General features: G+C 69.4%; 13 protein-coding genes. 7 read left to right on the top strand and 6 right to left on the bottom strand.

What is annotated here, in order from left to right; genetic code table 11:
- Positions 1 to 50: 50 nt before the first annotated feature.
- From HUA75_RS11475 to HUA75_RS11465, 3 genes are all read left to right on the top strand, one after another.
- Positions 51 to 2,039 (top strand): YncE family protein, encoded by a 1,989-nt coding sequence (locus tag HUA75_RS11475; RefSeq protein WP_174486376.1) that lies wholly within the window; start codon positions 51 to 53, stop codon positions 2,037 to 2,039.
- On the top strand, positions 2,036 to 3,169 hold the full coding sequence (locus tag HUA75_RS11470; RefSeq protein WP_254627493.1) for an SCO family protein: 1,134 nt from the start codon (positions 2,036 to 2,038) through the stop codon (positions 3,167 to 3,169). Before HUA75_RS11475 ends, HUA75_RS11470 begins: the two co-directional genes overlap by 4 nt.
- A 199-nt stretch (positions 3,170 to 3,368) precedes the next feature.
- The gene (locus tag HUA75_RS11465) at positions 3,369 to 4,877 is read left to right on the top strand and encodes an ABC transporter substrate-binding protein (protein ID WP_254627492.1); all 1,509 of its coding nucleotides are present in this window, start codon (positions 3,369 to 3,371) and stop codon (positions 4,875 to 4,877) included.
- Positions 4,878 to 4,943: 66 nt separating this feature from the next.
- Here the strand turns inward: HUA75_RS11465 and HUA75_RS11460 are convergent, their stop codons facing one another.
- From HUA75_RS11460 to HUA75_RS11450, 3 genes are all read right to left on the bottom strand, one after another.
- Complete coding sequence (locus tag HUA75_RS11460) at positions 4,944 to 6,341, bottom strand: HAMP domain-containing sensor histidine kinase (RefSeq protein ID WP_174463676.1); 1,398 nt, start codon at positions 6,339 to 6,341, stop codon at positions 4,944 to 4,946.
- The gene (locus HUA75_RS11455) at positions 6,338 to 7,027 is read right to left on the bottom strand and encodes a response regulator transcription factor (RefSeq protein WP_141645150.1); all 690 of its coding nucleotides are present in this window, start codon (positions 7,025 to 7,027) and stop codon (positions 6,338 to 6,340) included. The genes HUA75_RS11460 and HUA75_RS11455 overlap by 4 nt, the downstream gene beginning before the upstream one ends.
- An 84-nt stretch (positions 7,028 to 7,111) precedes the next feature.
- Entirely contained in the window at positions 7,112 to 8,086 is a 975-nt protein-coding gene (locus HUA75_RS11450; protein ID WP_174466095.1) for an alpha/beta fold hydrolase, read from the bottom strand.
- 118 nt (positions 8,087 to 8,204) lie between these two features.
- Here HUA75_RS11450 and HUA75_RS11445 point away from each other — a divergent pair, with 118 nt between their 5' ends.
- Entirely contained in the window at positions 8,205 to 8,996 is a 792-nt protein-coding gene (locus HUA75_RS11445) for a phytanoyl-CoA dioxygenase family protein (protein ID WP_174459306.1), read from the top strand.
- A 21-nt stretch (positions 8,997 to 9,017) separates the two neighbouring features.
- Here the strand turns inward: HUA75_RS11445 and HUA75_RS11440 are convergent, their stop codons facing one another.
- Positions 9,018 to 11,081, bottom strand: a complete 2,064-nt coding sequence (locus HUA75_RS11440; protein WP_174486375.1) for an ATP-binding protein — start codon at positions 11,079 to 11,081, stop codon at positions 9,018 to 9,020.
- 137 nt (positions 11,082 to 11,218) lie between these two features.
- Between HUA75_RS11440 and HUA75_RS11435 the strand changes: the two genes are divergently transcribed.
- Positions 11,219 to 12,007: a WbqC family protein gene (locus tag HUA75_RS11435; RefSeq protein ID WP_174486374.1), complete on the top strand. Its 789-nt coding sequence runs from the start codon at positions 11,219 to 11,221 to the stop codon at positions 12,005 to 12,007.
- A gap of 4 nt (positions 12,008 to 12,011) precedes the next feature.
- Here HUA75_RS11435 and HUA75_RS11430 read toward each other — a convergent pair whose 3' ends face one another.
- A complete protein-coding gene (locus HUA75_RS11430; RefSeq protein ID WP_174459309.1) occupies positions 12,012 to 13,796 on the bottom strand; it encodes an ATPase in 1,785 nt (594 codons plus the stop codon).
- 186 nt (positions 13,797 to 13,982) lie between these two features.
- Between HUA75_RS11430 and HUA75_RS11425 the strand changes: the two genes are divergently transcribed.
- Together HUA75_RS11425 and HUA75_RS11420 are read left to right on the top strand one after the other, a co-directional pair.
- Positions 13,983 to 14,747, top strand: a complete 765-nt coding sequence (locus HUA75_RS11425) for a DUF6209 family protein (RefSeq protein ID WP_174486507.1) — start codon at positions 13,983 to 13,985, stop codon at positions 14,745 to 14,747.
- A 246-nt stretch (positions 14,748 to 14,993) separates the two neighbouring features.
- Positions 14,994 to 16,097, top strand: a complete 1,104-nt coding sequence (locus HUA75_RS11420; RefSeq protein WP_174486373.1) for a class I SAM-dependent methyltransferase — start codon at positions 14,994 to 14,996, stop codon at positions 16,095 to 16,097.
- 51 nt (positions 16,098 to 16,148) lie between these two features.
- On the opposite strand, the gene HUA75_RS46180 is transcribed toward HUA75_RS11420, so the two are convergent.
- Entirely contained in the window at positions 16,149 to 17,018 is an 870-nt protein-coding gene (locus HUA75_RS46180; RefSeq protein WP_217446018.1) for a hypothetical protein, read from the bottom strand.
- Positions 17,019 to 17,283 lie beyond the last annotated feature (265 nt).

The raw sequence follows: 17,283 nt of genomic DNA, 5'->3' as shown, positions 1-17,283 counted from the left end.
CCGCGTCGCCCCCCTTCTCTCTCTTCGGTGTCCCTGGAAGTCCCCGCACCATGCGCAAGAGCCTTGTCTTCACCACCCTCGGCCTGCTGTCCGTGGGCGCACTCAGCGCCGTCGGATGGAATCTCCGCGTTCGAGCACAGCCGGACGTCCCCGCGGCCGCGCCGCCCCTCCCCGCCCCGGAACCCGTCTTGGCCGAGCGCGAGGGTGTCTCGGTGCGGTTCGATTTATCGCTGACCCCTCGTCCCCGGGAGGCCGCGGCCGGCGCGCCGCTCCAGGGCACCGCGCGCTTCGTCCTCCAGGACGCGAAGTCCCACGCGCCGCTCCAGGGCCGGCGTGTGCTCGGCTGGATGTCGCTGCGGGAGAAGGGCGCCGCGCCCCTGGACGACGCGGCCTGCACGGCGCGCGTGAAGACCTATCTGGGCGGCCTGCTCTCCGCGCGCGCGGACGTGGACCTGAACGCCTACTGGTTCCTCACCCTCAACCATGACCACACGGTGTCGGTCATCAACCCGCAGATCGCCTTCGAGCGCACCAAGCTGCACAGCCTCGTGTCCGTGGGCGGCGAGGCTGCCGACTGGGCGATGCTCAACGACCGCTCCGCGCTCTACGTGACGGTGGCCTCCGGCAACAGCGTGTCCGTGGTGGACATGGAGCGCTTCCTCGCGACGCGGACGGTGCGCGTGGGACAGCAGCCGGGCCGCATCGCGGTGGCGCCGGATGGCCGCACCGCGTGGGTGAGCAACGATGGGGACGGCACCGTGAGCGTCCTCGACACCGCGGCCCACGCGGAGGTGGAGACCCTGCGCGTGGGCGCGGGCCGCCACGAGTTCGCCTTCTCCGACGAGGGCCGCACCGCCTGGGTCACCAGCACCGAGGCGGACGTGCTGACCGCCGTCGACGTGGCCTCTCGCGAGGTGCTGGGCACCGTGAAGGTGGGCGTGGGCGCGGGTGACGTGGCCTGGAGCCCCGTGGCTCGAGCCCTCTTCGTGGTCCAGCCCCGCTCCAGCGAGGTGCTGGTGGTGGACCCCGAGAGGCGCGAGGTGTCGCGGCGCATCGCCGTGAAGGCCGGGCCGGGCGCGCTGCGGTTCGACCGCTCCGCCCGCTGGGCCTTCCTGCTGTACCCGGAAGCGGGCGCGGTGGACGTCCTCGACGCCGCGCGCAGCCGGGTGGCCCACGCGCTCACCGGCTTCTCCGCGCCGGACTCCGTCGTGTTCACCGAGTCCTTCGGGTACGTGCGCAACACCACCAGCGGGCGCGTGTCCCTGGTGGACCTGAACACGTTGGAGGGCACCGGCACGCCCTCCGTGGTGAACGTCACCATGGGACAGCGCGCGCCCGAGGAGTCTCGTGGGTTGGGCCGCTCGGACCCCATCGCCGCGCTGCCCGAAGGCAACGGCGTCATCGTCGCCGGCACCGCGGACCGGGCCCTCTTCCTCTACCAGGAGGGAATGATGGCGCCGCGAGGCACCCACCTGAACTACGGCAGAGAGCCCCGCGCCGTGCGAGTCCTGGACCGCTCACTTCGCGAGGTGGAGGCAGGCGTCTACTCCGCCACGGCCACGGTGCGGGAGAACGGCACCTACGACGTGCAGCTGCTCCTGGACAACCCCCGCGCCATCGTCTGCATGCAGTGGCAGGTGGGCGGCATTCCCGAGGACGCGGCGCTCGCGAAGAAGCTCCCGCTGACCCTCACTCCCGCGTTCGACCCGAAGACGCTGCTCACCGCCGGCACCACCACGCCGCTGCGCTTCAAGTTGGAGCCCACCCCGGGCATGACGGGCATGCCCCCCGTGCAGCCCGAGGAGATTCGCGTCCTCCTGTTCAAGACGCCCGGCACCTGGCAGTGGCGCACGGAGCCCCGGCGCACCGCCGACGGCGGCTTCGAGGTGGACTTCACCCCGCCGACACCGGGCCAGTACAAGCTCGTGGTGGGCGTCGAGAGTCGGAGCATCGACCTGGGCCGGCTGCCTCACTTCACCTTGGGCGTTGTCGAGGCTCCCGCCGCGACGACCGCGTCCGCTTCCGAGGTCCACCGATGATGCCGCGCCTGGTGTCTCCCCTGAAAATCAGCAGCCTTACGCTGGCCCTGGTGTGGGCCCCTCTCGTGCTCGCGCAGGAGGTCGCGGTGCCGACGCCCAGGGCCGCTTCCTCTGCCCCGTCGCTGGACGTGGAGGTGCCAGACGTGGCGCTGGTGGACCAGACGGGCCGCGAGGTGAAGCTGTGGACGGACCTGGTCCGCGGCCACACGGTGGCCATCAACTTCATCTTCACGCGCTGCAAGACCATCTGCTCGCCGATGACGGCGACGGTGGCACGGGTGCAGAAGGAGCTGGGCCCGCGGAGCAACGTGCGCTTCATCTCCATCACGCTGGACGTGGCCAACGACACGCCCGAGCGCATGGCCAGGTTCGCCGAGCCCTTCAAGCCAGGCCCTGGCTGGTCCTTCTTCACGGGCGAACCGGCGAAGGTGAAGGAGGCGCTGGTGGCGCTCGGCGGCTATGTGCCGGACAAGGAGGCGCACCGTCCCACCGTCCTGGTGGGCAACGCGGTGTCGAACACGTGGACGCGTGTGGACGGGCTGGGCAGTCCGAGCGCCATCCTCTCCGCCATCCATGAAGTCCAGGCCGCCTCCGCCGGCCCCACGGAGTTGGGGCCCCAGGCCCGCGACGCCGCCGCCCAGGACGCCGCCGCCGCGAAGTACTTCACCAACACGGAGCTGGTGGACCAGCACGGCAAGACGCACCGCTTCTACGAGGACCTGGTGCGTGGCCGGAAGGTGCTCATCAACTTCGCCTTCACCGCGTGCAAGGGCGCGTGCTCGCCCATCACGAAGCACCTGACGCAGGTGCAGGAGAAGCTCGGCGGGCGCGTGGGCAAGGACATCACGATGATCACCCTCTCGGTGGATCCCGCCAACGACACGCCGAAGAGCCTGGGCACCTTCACGAAGAAGCTCGGCGTCCAACCCGGCTGGTACTTCCTCACGGGCGCGAGGGAGAACATCACCCTCGTGCTCAAGAAGCTGGGGGGCTACGTCGATGACCCGGATGCGCACAACACCACGCTGCTCATCGGCGATTCGGCCACGGGGATGTGGGTGAAGTCTCCGGCGATGGCCCGCGTGGAGAACATCGTCTACGCCGTCGAGCACTTGAACGACCCGAGGTAACGGCATGCCGACGATGCATGACGGAGCCCGCGCACTCGGAGTCTCGCGAGGGGCACGTGACGCGAGGTGGGTCCTCGTGGTCCTGGCATCGGTATGGCTGGGATGTAAACAGCCGGTCCCGGCTCCCGTGGACCCGCAGGCAGCGAAGCGAGGGCGAAGCCTCTTCCAGCGCGGACAGAGCGTCCGCGGAGCGCCGCTCATGGGCTTCCTCGCGCCCGAGCGCGTGGAGCTGAGTGGTGAGGTGGCCGCATGCGCCCGTTGTCATGGACCTTCGGGTCGTGGCAGTCGCGAAGGCGGCGTGGAGGTGCCCGACATCACACCCGGCGCCCTCGGACATTCGCGCACGCGGGCGGTGGGCGAGGTCGAGGACCGTGCCCGCCCCGCGTACTCGCGTGCCACGTTGCTGCGTGCCATCACCGAGGGCCGCTCCGCGAGTGGACGCGAGCTGGGGATGACCATGCCTCGCTACGTGCTGGATGATGCGGAGCGAGAAGAGCTGCTCGCGTACCTGGTTCAGCTTGGTGAGCATCCAGACCCGGGAGTCTCCCCCACTACGCTCACGGTGGGCGCGGCGCTGCCCCTCACGGGAAGACTGGGGCCGCTGGGACAGGAGGCGGCAGCCGTGGTGCGCGCGGTGTTCGCGGACGTGAACGCCAGTGGTGGCATCTTCCGAAGGAAGCTGGAGCTGGTCGTCGAAGACGACGCCGCGCTCCATGAACCACGCAGCGTGACTCGTTCGAACGCTGAGACCGCCACGGGGTTGCTGGCACGTGAGAACCCGACCCGGGTGGAGACAGAAGGTCCCCAGCGCGTCACCCCGGACGCCACCACGCGGTTGCTGGACCGAGGCGTACTCGCGCTCGGGGCCAGCATGCGCCGGGGTCCACTTCCTTCCGACACGAGGCTCGCCGCGGAAGGTGCTCCCCTCGTGCTGCCACTGGCCTTGACCGGAGGCACTTCCGAGGAGGACAGCCCCGTGTTCTTCCTGTACCCGGATGAGCCCTCACTCGCGCGGCTGGCGGTGCAGTCCCTCGCAAACACACGAGAGTCCGAGCTGCGACGAAAGCCACTCGTCGTCGTCCACACCGGAGGAGAAGCGGGACAGGCCTGGGCACAGGCCGTGCGCGCCGAGACGACTCGCCGGGAGTTCCTCTCCCCCGTGGAGCTGACACTCCCGGATCGGACTCTCCCAGTGGAGCGCTGGGCCTCCGCGCCTCCGCCCGCCGTGCTGTACGCGGGAACCCCCGAGGGGCTGGCCACCTTGCTGCGCGCTCTGGAGGCCAGTGCCCCCACGGTGCGAGTCCTCGCGCCCGCGAGTCTCGCCATCCCCGAGGTGGTGGGCGCATCGACAGAGCGCATCCACTTCCTCTACCCCGCGGGACTCGGAGAACGCGCCCCCGAGCTGAAGGACTTCGTCTCGTTCATGAAGCGCCACGGCCTGGCTCCAGGGCACTCCTCGTTTCAATTCGGCGCCTACGCCGCCGCACGTGTGCTGGTGGAAGCCCTCACCCGTACGGGCGCGGAGGTCACTCGCGCCAGCCTGACGCAACAGTTGGAAGCCCTGCGCGACTTCGACACCGGCGTCTCCCCTCCCGTCACCTTCGGCGTCAATCGCCGCGTGGGCATCCAGGGAGGACAGCTCGCTGCGTTGGACCCCACCACGAACCAGCTCGTCGCCGCGTCCGACTGGATACCGCTGACACCCTAGCGACGGGTGTGCGGGCATCCGGCCCATGTCCCCGCCTGGTGCACATCGAGGAGCACCCGCGGCCCCTCACGCCGCCGCATGCAGCGCTACCGGCACCTCGATGACCATCTCCGTCCCAGAGTCCCTCGGCTCCGGAGCGACGTAGGCGCGGCCACCGTGTTGCTCCGCCACTTCGCGGACGATGGCCAGCCCCAGGCCCGTGCCTGACGTGTGCACGTCATCCAGCACGCGATGGAAGGGCTCGAACACGGCCTCGCGCTCGGCCCTAGGGATGCCCGGTCCCAGGTCCGCCACGCGCACCTGATAGCGCCCTCCCTCCCGCATCAGCCGCACGTGAATCTCTCCTCCCTCCGGCGAGAACTTCAGGGCATTGGAGAGCAGGTTGTCCACGGCCTGCCGCAGGCCCCCCGCATCGAAGCTCGCTTCGGCGGGACCGGGCGCATCCAATCGAATCAGCATCCCCCGCCGCTCGGCTTCCGCACGGGCGCCCTCCACCGCCTGCATGACGAGCTGAGACAGGTCTCCCCGCTTCCGGTCCCACGCCCCCCGCCCCGCCACCGCGAGGTCCAGGAGGTTGCCCGCGAGCACCGCCAACCGGTCCACCTCTCGCCGCGAGTCGAGCATGCTGGCGCGCAGCTCCTCCGGCGTCCTCTCTCTCCGCAACGCCAGGTCCATGCTGGTGCGCATCAACGTGAGCGGAGTGCGCAGCTCATGCGCCGCGCCCGCGATGAGTCGCTCCTGCGTCTCGCGCGCACCGCGCAGCCGCTCCGTCGCTTCCGCCAGCACCGCTCGCAACTGGCCTATCTCGTCCCGCTCCTGGTCCTCCACGGGAGCACGAGAGAAGTCGCCTTCACGCAACTGGCCCAGGTGCCGGGTGATGGCCGCAAGCCTTCGTGCCAGCGTCCTCGCCTGTGTCGTCTGCAGCACCAGCAAGGCCAGCCCCAGCATCGCCGACAGCGAGAAGGCCATCCGGTAGTACGTCACCACCGAGCCATCCACCTGCCCCAGCGATGCCGACAACCGCAGCGCATAGCGCTCACCATGCGGAGAGCGCACATTCACGCGCACCTCGCGCCACCGCTCTCCATCCGGGGCGACCTGCGTCACCAGCTGGGGCTCGCCCCCGGGCGCCCCTGGAACGAGTCGCTCCTCCAGCCCCGTCACACCCGCCGGACCTTGCGGATACCTCACCACGAGCGTTCCATCCGGCCCGTAGAGATAGCCATGGGGCGCGAAGGGCCGCACCTGGTCGAGCAACGGAGACACCGCCATGTGCAGGTGGACCTTCTGCCCGGGACCATCGAAGAGGCTGACGCTCTCCACCGCCGCCTGCGCGAGCAGCGCACGGTCCAACGAGCGCTCCAGGTCATAGCGGAAGAGCTGTCCCGCCAGCCCCAGCGCGACGAGCATCGCCAGCGCGGGGACCAGGGCCCCCAGCAACCAGAGGCGCCGCGTGAGTGTCACGAGGCTTCATCCGTCGTGGACACCGTCAGTTTGTAGCCCACGCCGCGCACGGAGCGGATGGTGACGTCAGAGGCCTGCAAGCGCTCCAGCTTCGCGCGCAGATAGCCCACGTACACATCCAGCACATTGCCGTGCCCCTCGAAGTCCGGGCCCCAGGCCTGGGTCATCAACCGGGCGCGCACCTGCGCTTCACCCGGGTGTTTCGCCAGCGCGGAGAAGAGCGCGAACTCCCGGGCCGTCAGCGGCTCCTCGCGTCCACCCCGGCACAGCACCCGGCGGCGAGGGTCCATCACCACGCCGCCCAGTCGCACAGGGCCATCTTCTGATTCACCCCGCCGAGCCAACGCCTCCAACCGCGCCAGCAGTTCCTCGAAGTCGAAGGGCTTCACCAGGTAATCGTCCGCGCCCGAGCGCAGCCCCATCACCTTCTCCGGCGTGGTGCCACGCGCGGTGAGCATCAGCACCGGCGTGCGAACCCCCACGCTCCGCCAGTGCTTGAGCAGGGTGACGCCATCGACCTCCGGGAGCGCCCAGTCCAGGACGATGACTTCGTATCCATCCCGGGTGCCGAGCTCCAACGCCTCGCGTCCTCGGGTGCAGACCTCGACGGTGTGGCCCTCCTCCGTCAATCCCCGCTGGAGCAGGGCCACCATCTTCTCTTCGTCCTCGACGAGCAAAAGTCTCAAGTACACGCCCCCCTGCGTGCCCAGCTTTTCACGCCCCGTGGGCGCGTTGCCAGTGCCATCCAGGTGACGGCCGCGCCCTGGGGCTCACGACGGAGAGGAGGGCCGTGACTCGCGAGACGACGGGGACGCGTCGGGCCGCATCCCATGTTCGATGAGGAAGGAGCGCACGGCGTCGGAGATCTCCGTCCCCGCTTCCAGCAGCCCCGCGTGGCCCGCGTCATCCACCTGCATCCAGTGGGCATGCGGCAGTGCATCGCGCATGCGGATCATCTCCCGCAGGGGCACCAGGGTATCGTCGCGCGCGGCGATGATGAGCGTGGGTATCTTCACGGAGGGCAGCACGTCCCACGCGTGGCCTTCCGCCAGCCCGCGCAGCGTGTACCAGTAGGCCCGCGGACTCATCGTTCGCAGCGCCCGCAGGAACTCACTGATGTCGTCCCGAGGCGCGCGAGGCCGCAAGGCCCCCACCGCGCGCGCCAGGGGATAGGCGAAGCGGCTGCCCAGCACCGCGCGCACCACCGGGGTGGCCAGCGGCACCGCGGGGGTCGCCATCCGGAAGACCTCGCGGACGGTGGACAGGGCGGCGCGCGCGGCCAGTCGCGGGTCCCCCGAGCCCGGAGCCCCAGGTGTGCCGGCGATGAGCGTCATCGCGGGCACCAGGTCCGGCCGTCGCCGATACAGCTCCAGCAGGACGCGCACGCCCATGGAGAAGGCCACCTGGTGCGGAGGCCGGCCGTCTCCGCGAGCCATCACCTCCTCTGTGATTCGCTCCAGGTCTCCCACGTGCACGGAGACGTCGTAGTCGCCGCCGCGCGACTCCTCGCTGCCACCGTGCCCCCGGTAGTTCCAGTGCACCACCCGGTGGTCCTGCTCCAGGCTGGTGACGATGTGCCGCCAGAAGTTCTCCGACGTGCCAATGCCGTTGCTCAGCAACACCGTGGCACGCGACCTCAGGACGCCTTCCGAGGCCTGCTCGTGCAGGTCACCGAAATGGGTGTGCCAGGCCACCCGGGTCCCATCCGGAGCGACGACGTAACGCGTGGTGCGACGATAGGGCATGCCCCTTCACCATGGTGCGGGGACGGCGGGCGCGCAAGCGGTCCGTCCCCGCGTCCGCGATGCGGAACACCGTCCCGTGACACTCCCACCCATGGAGCGTCCGGGGTATGAGGGCGCCATGCTTCGTGAGGATGCGGAGGACGTCGATATCGAGAGGGCGCTCGCGCACTACGCCGAGCACGGCTATGCCCGGCTGGGTCGAGTCCTGGACGAGTCGGGACTGGAGGCCCTGCGCGAGCGTGCGGACGACCTCATGCTCGGCCGGGTGACCTACCCCGGCATGTTCTTCCAGCCGGATGCGTCCACCGGCCGATACGAGGATGCCCCCCTGGGCCTGGGCTGGCAGGGGCCCTCGCTGGACTACCGCAAGCTGGAGAAGCTGGAGAAGGACCCTCGCTTCCTCGCGTGGATGGAGAACCCGCTGTTCGAGCGCGTCGTCCGCGCGCGCATCCCCGGCGACATCGTCCTCTATCGCGCCATCCTCTTTCACAAGGGTCAGGCCGGCGGCAGCAACCTGCCCTGGCACCAGGATGGCGGTCGGCTGTGGGGCCTCACCCGAGAGCCGGAGCTCCAGCTCTGGACGGCCCTGGATGACGCCCCCGAAGACGGTGGCTGTCTGGAAGTGGTGCCCGGCAGCCACAAGGCCGGACTGGTGACGGAGCTCGGCGGAGTCATTCCTCCGGACGCCGTGGCCGCCCGGGACGCGGAGCGCCGCGCCCTGCCCCTCCCCGCGCTCGCCGGCGAGGTCATCCTCATCCACAACCACCTGTGGCACCGCTCCGGCAGAGGCCGCCCCGGCCTGCGCCGCCGCGCCTTCTCCGCCTGCTACATGAGCGCGGACACCCGTTGTTTGCGCAAGAAGAAGGCCCCGCGCGTCTTCCCGCCCATGTTCCGTCACCAGGCCCCGTGACGGCGCGGGCCGCGCGACGGCTCAGCCCACCAGGTGCAGGCGGGGCGTCGGTGACGTGAGCTCCCGCGCCCGCTGGCCCACGGGCAGCGATACCCGGAAGATGCTGCCCCGGCCCACCTCGCTCTCCACCGAGATGTCCCCGCCGAAGCCGGTGACGATGCCGTGGCAGATGGACAGGCCCAGGCCGGTGCCCTCGCCCACGGGCTTGGTGGTGAAGAACGGGTCGAAGATGCGCGCGCACACCTCCGGCGTCATGCCCACGCCGGTGTCGTGCACCTCGACGATGACCCGATCTCCCAACGGGCGCAGGATGACGCGCACCTCGTTGTGCTCCGGCTTGCCTTCGGGAATGGATTGCGCGGCGTTGATGAGCAGGTTGAGAAACACCTGACCGAAGCGCCCCTCGTTGCCCTCCACCGAAGGCACGTCGCGGTAGTCGCGGATGATCTGCGCGCGCATCTTCAGCTCGCCGCGCGCCATGGTGATGGCGGACTCCAGCACCGCCTGGAGGTTGACGGCGGTGGCCACCTCGTCGTCCCCGCGCGAGAAGGTCCTCAAGTCGCGGACGATCTGCCGCACCCGGTGCGCGCCATCCACCGCCTCGCGCAGCACCTCCTCCATCTCGGACGTGCGCCCCAGCGGCAACTCGCGCGCCACGGATTGGAGCTCCACGGACAGGAAGGACAGGTTGGAGAGCACGAAGGCGAGCGGGTTGTTGATTTCGTGCGCCACGCCCGCCGCCAGCGTGCCCACCGCCGCCAGCCGGTCCGACACCACGAGCTGCGCCTGCATCGCCTTGCGGTCCGTCACGTCCAGCGCCACGCCGCCCAGGAGCCTGCGCCCCGAGTGCTCCTTCACGATGAAGCGATACGTGAGCCAGAACCGCTCGGACCCGTCCGGCGAGGGCACCATGCCTTCCGTCGCGCTGGGCTGCCCCGACTCGAGCACCGCCTGGTCCTCGCGGCGCACATGCTCCGCCGACGCGGGCGGCATCAGGTTCATGTCATCCAGGTGATCCAGGCTCGCGGTCTCCGACAGGCCGAAGAAGCGGCGGTACGGCTCGTTCACCCAGATGCGGCGGCCCTGCTCGTCCTTCATGTAGGCCACCGCCGGACTGTGGTTCATGAAGGCCGCGAACAGCGCCTGCGACTCCTGCAGGGCCGCGAGCGCCGCGGCGCGCTCCTCCATCAAGGCATGACGCGCCTCGGCCTCGGCCGCGTTGCCCATGGCCGCGCCCAACAGACCCGCCATCAACTCCAGCGTGCGCACGTCCCGGTCATCGAAGGCGTTCGGATGACGGGAGATGAGGTTCAACGCGCCCACCGGCCGGGCCTCGCGCCACAGCGGGACACACACCATGGAGCGAGCGCCCACCTGTCGCGTGGCGCGCACGTTGACGCGCACGTCGTCCTCGGTGTCGTCGGTGCGCATCACCTCGCCACGCAGCAGGCTGGTGCCGGTGAGGCTCCCCTCCACCGGGAGGCGGAAGCCCATATGGGCCAACAGACTGCCCGTGGCCACGCGGTACTGCGCGTACCCATCCTCCAGCAGGGCCACCGCCGCGCCGTCCGCGCCGCAGAGCTCACGCGCGCGCTCGCACAAGAGGCGCATCACCCCGGACAGGTCCAGCCCCGCCAGCGCCACGTCCGCCTGCGTCTGGATGATGGAGGCCAGCCGCTCCATCTCACCGCGCGCCGCCGCCTCCGTGCTCTGGTGGTGCCGGCGCTTCGCCGCGCGACGCTCCAGCAGGTGCCTGCGCGCGCGCACCTCCACCGGGGAGACGGGCACGACCAGCAGCTCGTCCACCCCCGCCGCCAGCAGGGGCGCCAGGACCTCCTCCGTCGCGGAGCGGGACACGCCCAGCACCAGGGGCTCCTCGGGCCGCGCCCGCGCTCGCAGCGCGTCCAGCCAGCGCGCGTCCTCCGCGAGCGACTCGGCCTCGACGATGAGCACGTCCACCCGGCCATGCACCAGCTCCGCGCCGGCCTCCGAGGCGTCCGCGCGAACGAGCACCTCCTGCCCCTGGCGCTGAAGCTCCTCCGCCACGGGGTGCCTCGGGTCAGCGCTGATGCACAGGTACTTCATCCGTTCCTTCCCGCCGCGGCGAAGGTCCCTGGCCGTCTTTGGAATGTTACAGTCTAGCAGGAGGCTGAATCCACCGCGCCGGTCCAGAGTGAGGGGCCGACCCAACCCAGGACGTCTCAGCAGAAGAGAGGCCGTGAGTGTCGGGCAGTCCAGGAGTCGTCGTCGCCGAGCAACCCCACTACCTGCCCTGGGTGGACTTCTACGAGCAGGTGGCGCGCGCAGGCACGATGTTGGTGCTCGACAATGTGCAATGGCTGCGGCGTGGTTGGCAACGCAGGACGCGTGTGGCCTTGCCAGCGAATGTGCCCACACCTCCGCCCACCGAGCCGGGCTTCCAATGGCTGTCCATTCCGCTGGAGGACCCACACCGCGACACGCTCATCGGCGAGCTGGCCGTGGACACCCGACAGCCCTGGGCACGCAAGCACCTGAGCAGGCTGGTGACGCTGTATGGGCAAAGGCCCCATTTCGCCACCCAGGTACTTCCGTTGCTGGAGCCCTTCTACGACAGTGTGGCACGTGAAGCCGGGCCGGGCTCGCTGCTGCGGGTGCTCCTGGGGAGCACCGCGCTCTTCCACGAAGCGCTGGGGCTGAAGCCAGACATCCTCCTGGCGTCCACGCTGGAGCGCCAGGGCGACGAGAAGTCCGCGCGACTGGTGGAGTACTGCCGGCAACTGAAGGCCCACACGTACTACTCCGGGCTGGGCTCCTCGCTGTACCTCCAGGTGAGCCTGTTCCGGGACGCGGACGTGCGAGTGTTGTGGCAGCGCTTCCGGCACCCGCCCTACGCGCAGGGACGCGAGGGGAGATTCGTGCAGGGCCTGTCGATTGTCGACGTGCTGTCCAACGTCCCGGTGGACGAGGTGCGCCGGTGGTTGGAGCCCTCGCCGTGGGGCCCCTTCGCACCGGCGCCGGCCGGAAGCTGACGGCTCAGGTCGCGGAGGCCGCGGTGGTCCCCGAGGGCTTGTCGAAGCGCACGAAGTAGCTGCGCACGGCGGCGTCCAGCAAGGCGGGGTCCAGCTTCGGCTCCTGTCCCAGGTAGTGGGACATGTCGATGACCTGGTCCAGGAGGTCTCGAGGCTGGCAGGCCGCGAAGGGGCGGTCCGTCGGCCGGTAGTGCGAGTCGATGAGGTAGTCGATGGCGTTGGCGTTGTAGGCCACGCCCCGCTTGCGGCACATGATTTCGAAGATCTGGTGGAACTGCTCTTCGTCCGGCCGTTGCACCTCCAGCTTGTAGCGGACGCGGCGCAGGAAGGCGTCGTCCACGAGGGCGCTGGGGTCCAGGTTGGTGGAGAAGGCGGCGAACACGTCGAAGGGCACCTGCAGCTTCTTGCCCGTGTGCAGGGTGAGCATGTCGATGTCGCTCTCCAGCGGGACGATCCACCGGTTGAGCAGATCTTTCGGCGACACCTTCTGCCGGCCGAAGTCGTCGATGAGGAGCATCCCGTTGCTGGCCTTCATCTGGAACGGGGCCTCGTAGTACTTCACCTCCGGCGAGTAGACGAGGTCGAGCATGTCCAGCGTCAGCTCACCGCCCACGACGACGAGCGGCCGCCGGCAGCGCACCCAGCGCCGGTCATACGAGGCGCCCCCTTCGTCCTCCACGGGCTTGTGGATGTTGGCGTCGAAGACCTTCACGACGAAGTCGTCGATGAGGATGGCGTGGGGGATGAAGATGTCCCCCTCGAAGCAGTTCACCATGCCCTGGCAGATGGCTGTCTTGCCATTGCCGGGGGGGCCGTAGAAGAAGATGGCGCGGCCGGAGTTCATCGCCGGGCCGATGCCGTCGTAGATGTAGTCGCGGATGACCAGGTCGCCGAACTTGTCCTGCATCCGCGCGCGGGTGATGCGATTGCCGCGCACCGTCTGCTTCTTCACCGCCGCGACGTACTCCTGGAAGGAGACGGGCGCGGGGCCGTTGTAACGGTTGCGGTCGGTGATCTGCCGCAGCATGTCCGTCACGAACGTCGTCAGCTGGTAGATCATCGTGGACTTGCCGACACCGGACGCACCGCCGCCTCGGATGTCCACGTACTTCTGGCGGCGCAGGCCCTCGATGATGTCGTCGATGACGGACGAGGGGAGCTGGATACGGCTGGCCAGGTCCATGCCGCGCATCTCACCGGCGAAGAAGAGCGCCTTGAGGATGAGCTCCTCCACGAAGGTCGCCGTAAGGCCGGTCTCCTCCAGGGTGCGAGGCTGGCTGGGCCAGAAGCGCTCCTGGGACCCCGCGTTCGGGTCCAACGCTCGCCGGGAGCTGGTGCCAGGGGTGCGCCGCTCGGGGCCCGCATAGGACGCTGGAGGCGGAATGGTCCGCCGTTCCTGTCCGCTGGGGGGCGGCGCCGCGGGGGCTGCGGCCTGGGGGCGACGCTCGGCGCCGGGCGCGGCGGGGGGGCGGCGCTCCTGGTTGGAGACGATGACGGACGGCAGCGGGCCGGACTGCAGGGGCGAGCGGGGCGCCGCGGGAGGCCCGGGGCGGCGTTCGGTGGGGTACTCCGGCTCCTCGGACTGCGGGGCGGAGGGACGTTGGGGGGCCGCGGGCCGGCGCTCGGGGAGCGAGGGGGCGGAGCCCGTCATCCCGGGGCGGGGACGCGGGGGGGAGCTGAGCACCGGGTTGGGTGTATCTGGGACGGAAGGCGTCTCGGTGGGAGTAGCGCTGCGGCTCGAATCGTCGCTCGGCCCGCCGGCCGGGGACGGCCTCCTGAACAGGGTCATTCGGTGCTCGCTCCAGGGTGTTCAGCGCGGAGCCTACTCTAAATACCCGGTATCAACGAGGCAGCTGGGCGTCGGTGGCGTCGGCCATGATGCGCCCGCCTCCGTCCAGGAGGCGGCCCGAACCCCCTTGCGGTCGACACCAGCGGGCCTGACTCTCACCCTGGAGCCACACCCTTGAACCGACTCATGTCCCTCCTCGTGGTCCCCCTGCTGCTGCTCGGCGGCGGCGCGGCGGCGCAGACCCCGCCCGTCATCACCTTCGGCGCCAACGGGTCGCTTGCCCAGTCGCAGACGCTGCTCGCCGGTGGACAGGTCCAGGTGGCGTATGACGCCAGCCGCCTGCCGCAGTGCCGCGCCACCCTGCCCGACGGCAGCCCGGGCTGGAGCCTCACCGGCCACTACCGCCTCGACGGCGGGGCGGAGAGCAGCTTCGACGTCGCGGGCCAGCCCACCGCGGGCGCGCCGCCGGTGCTCTCCCTGCCCGCCGCGGGCACGCTGGAGCTGTGGTTCCGCGTCTCCAGCGCGGGCTGCGAGCAGTACGACTCCAATTACGGCTCGAACTTCCGCTTCACCGTGCGCCCCGCCGGCACCGCCCACGTCCCAACGCTGGTCTTCCAGGAGGGCTGGGTGGAGTACCCCGTGGGAACCGTGAAGGCGGGGCAGACGTTCGTGGTGGATTACGACATCGACCGGCTGCCCGAGTGCCGCCTGCTCTACAACGGCGCGCCCACCTGGGAGGTCTGGGTCCACTACCGCTTCGACAACGGCGTCACCGGCGACCTGAGCGTCACGCAGGTCTCGGGCTACTCGCGCCAAGGCGTCCCCGTCACCCTCACCGCGCCCGCCGGGGCTCGCTCCGTCGCGCTCTGGTTCGAGAACTGGGACCGGGGCTACTGCCGCCGCTGGGACTCGAGCTACGGCCAGAACTACCGCTTCGCCGTGCAGCCGTAGTCCGGCGCGCTCCCGCCTCGCCGGCAAGCACCACCTCCCCGGCGGGGCGGGCCTCCGCCCATGACAATCATTGGCATCCGTGGAGACAGGCCGTCCCGCGGATGTCTTATTTTGTATCAGCACTGTGAGTCACGAGGATTCGGCCCGTACGCGGGGGGCGGTATCCGCCGTGAGAGTCGTTGCTTTCCAGAGGGAGACCCCCTTTACTGCGCGCCCTTTCAATCAGCGAAAAACACCCAGACTCCCATGTCCAATCAGACCGAGAAGGCGCTGTCCGAGCATCTCAAGCCGCTGGTGAAGTCCGTGGCACGCAAGGTCGTCCACCGGCTGGCGCCCTGGATGGAGACCCCGGAGCCCTCCAGTGCCCCTCCTCCCGCGCCCCAGGCCGCGCCGGACCTCACCAGTGCCGTGTGGACCCTGCCGGATCGCCCCTTGCGAAACGCGCTCCCTCCCGTGGCCGAGCTCTTGCGCACGCACCACGCCGGGCAGCCCCTCCATGACGTCATCCGGGGCCTCTTCGGCGCGGACGACGGGACGCTCCAGACCCGGCTGCTCCAAGCGCTCTCGGAGGAGCAGCTCCGCGCCTACGTCGCGTCGGACACCGCTCCGGTGCCGCGCACCGAGGACCGCGCCGAGTATTTCGGCGAGCAGCACGTCAGCTACTGGCTCAACGGCCTGAGCGACTACCTCTTCCTGAAGGGGCTGCTGAAGTCCTCGGGCATCGACCCGGAGTCGCACTTCCGCTTCCTCGACTTCGCCTGCTCGTCGGGCCGGGTGCTGCGTCACTTCATCGCCCACTCGCCCAAGGCGGAGGTCTTCGGCACGGACATCTATTCCAACGCCGTCCGGTGGATGAACAAGTTCCTTCCCCCGCGCGGCTTCTACTTCCAGAACAGCGTCGTCCCGACGCTGCCCATCCCCGACGCATCCATCGACCTGGTCTTCTGTGGCTCGGTCTTCACCCACATGGATGAGTTCGAGGAGTCCTGGCTGCTGGAGTTCCGCCGCGTCCTCAAGCCGGGAGGAATCGCGTTCATCTCCCTGCACACGGAGCGGACCTGGGAGGGCATGCGCAACCCCGAGCATCCCATCCGCAAGCACCTCACGAACCATCCGTACCGGTGCTTGGAGTCAGAGACGAACCCCGTGCCCTCCGCGTGGTTCGATCAGCCGATGCCCGCCGAGCGCCTGGTGCTGCGCTACATGCCCTCGCCCTTCCACAACATGCACACGTTCTATACGACCGAGTACATCCGGGAGAAATGGGGGCGGTTCTTCGAGGTTCGCGAGTTCCTCCAGCACGCCCACGGCACCTATCAGGACGGCGTCGTGCTGGTCCGGCGCGCCTAGGACTGTCGAGTCCGGCGCACGCCTGTAGCGGCGGGCGCCGAGTCGCACGGCTCAGCTCAGCTGCAGGCCCTTCTCGATCTCCGCCAGGCGGAAGCGCGCCATGGCCAGGTTCGAGGTGGCGCGGCTCAGGGCCACGTAGAAGAACAGTCCCTCGCGCGCCGCCAGCGGGCGGATGACGTGGTACTGCTCGCCCAGGGTGATGAGGATGTCCTCGATGCGGTCCTTGATACCCAGCACGGTCATCGCCTTGAGCTTGGCGCGGACGACCTCGGTGTTGGCCGCGGCGGCCGTCTCGATGTTGAACGTCGCGGTGCCACCCTGGCTGCCCAGACACATTCCGCTCTTCGCATCCACCAGACAGGCCGCGAAGGCCCCTTCGATCTTCAGCGTCTCTTCCAGGGACTGCTTCACGTTCGGCATGACTTCTCTTTCGGCTGGGGGGTGGGTGGAGTGTTGTTCGACGGGAAGGGTCAGCTCCTCCAGGCTGAACGTCAGCTGACTGGAGTAGGTGCGCGGCTGGGGGACGAAGAGCGCCTGGGCGTCCTGGAGTGACAGCAAGACCTGCAGGTGGTTCGCCATGTGGCCACGAAGCACGTCCCGGAGCATGTCGCGGGGAACCAGCCCCCACGCCACCAGCACCTCACAGAAGTTGCCCCCGTTCTTGCGGCACTCCGTCATGACCTGCTCGACGTCGTCTCGGCTGACGAGCTGCCGCTGGATCAGCACCGACGAGAAGTTCTGGACCCCGGGCCCGTTCAGGACCGCCCAGGCCACCTTCTGCTCCACGATGAAGATGCGGCCGGAGACGGTGGACGACTTCACCACCACCTCACCGCCCGTCTCGCTCTCCAACGCTTCGTGAAGCACGGAGCGAAGGACGGGGCGTACAACCTGGGTCACCGTTCGGGATGCTCGTTCCATGGAGTGGGTCCGGGACGCACCAGGTGTGCTGATTTTCATATCCAATTCCAGGCAACTATATCCAGCGCCCCCGAAATATCGCAACCCGGCTGCAATATTCGCGGATACCACGTGAGCTGGGTTCAAGCGGCCCCAGCCCGAACAGCCCTGACCCATCGCAGAGATCCACGCGGATGGGAAGGAGAAATCCCACGATGTCTCATACTTCCAGTGAGGGTGTGAGAGCCGGCGAGGGCTGAGCGCGAGGTGCTCGGCTGGTGGATCA

This window comes from Myxococcus sp. CA040A, from assembly GCF_013336725.1.
GTDB classification, from domain to species: Bacteria; Myxococcota; Myxococcia; order Myxococcales; family Myxococcaceae; genus Myxococcus; species Myxococcus llanfairpwllgwyngyllgogerychwyrndrobwllllantysiliogogogochensis.
This window is presented reverse-complemented; position numbering and strand designations above follow the sequence as displayed.

Excerpts from the sequence above, each read along its gene's own strand:
- HUA75_RS11445 (WP_174459306.1), top strand. The coding sequence starts at position 8,205 with ATGCTTCGTGAGGATGCGGAGGACGTCGATATCGAGAGGGCGCTCGCG.
- HUA75_RS46180 (WP_217446018.1), bottom strand. The coding sequence starts at position 17,018 with ATGGAACGAGCATCCCGAACGGTGACCCAGGTTGTACGCCCCGTCCTT.
- HUA75_RS11465 (WP_254627492.1), top strand. The coding sequence starts at position 3,369 with ATGGGCTTCCTCGCGCCCGAGCGCGTGGAGCTGAGTGGTGAGGTGGCC.
- HUA75_RS11425 (WP_174486507.1), top strand. The coding sequence starts at position 13,983 with ATGTCCCTCCTCGTGGTCCCCCTGCTGCTGCTCGGCGGCGGCGCGGCG.
- HUA75_RS11450 (WP_174466095.1), bottom strand. The coding sequence starts at position 8,086 with ATGCCCTATCGTCGCACCACGCGTTACGTCGTCGCTCCGGATGGGACC.
- HUA75_RS11420 (WP_174486373.1), top strand. The coding sequence starts at position 14,994 with ATGTCCAATCAGACCGAGAAGGCGCTGTCCGAGCATCTCAAGCCGCTG.
- HUA75_RS11440 (WP_174486375.1), bottom strand. The coding sequence starts at position 11,081 with ATGAAGTACCTGTGCATCAGCGCTGACCCGAGGCACCCCGTGGCGGAG.
- HUA75_RS11470 (WP_254627493.1), top strand. The coding sequence starts at position 2,036 with ATGATGCCGCGCCTGGTGTCTCCCCTGAAAATCAGCAGCCTTACGCTG.
- HUA75_RS11430 (WP_174459309.1), bottom strand. The coding sequence starts at position 13,796 with ATGACCCTGTTCAGGAGGCCGTCCCCGGCCGGCGGGCCGAGCGACGAT.
- HUA75_RS11475 (WP_174486376.1), top strand. The coding sequence starts at position 51 with ATGCGCAAGAGCCTTGTCTTCACCACCCTCGGCCTGCTGTCCGTGGGC.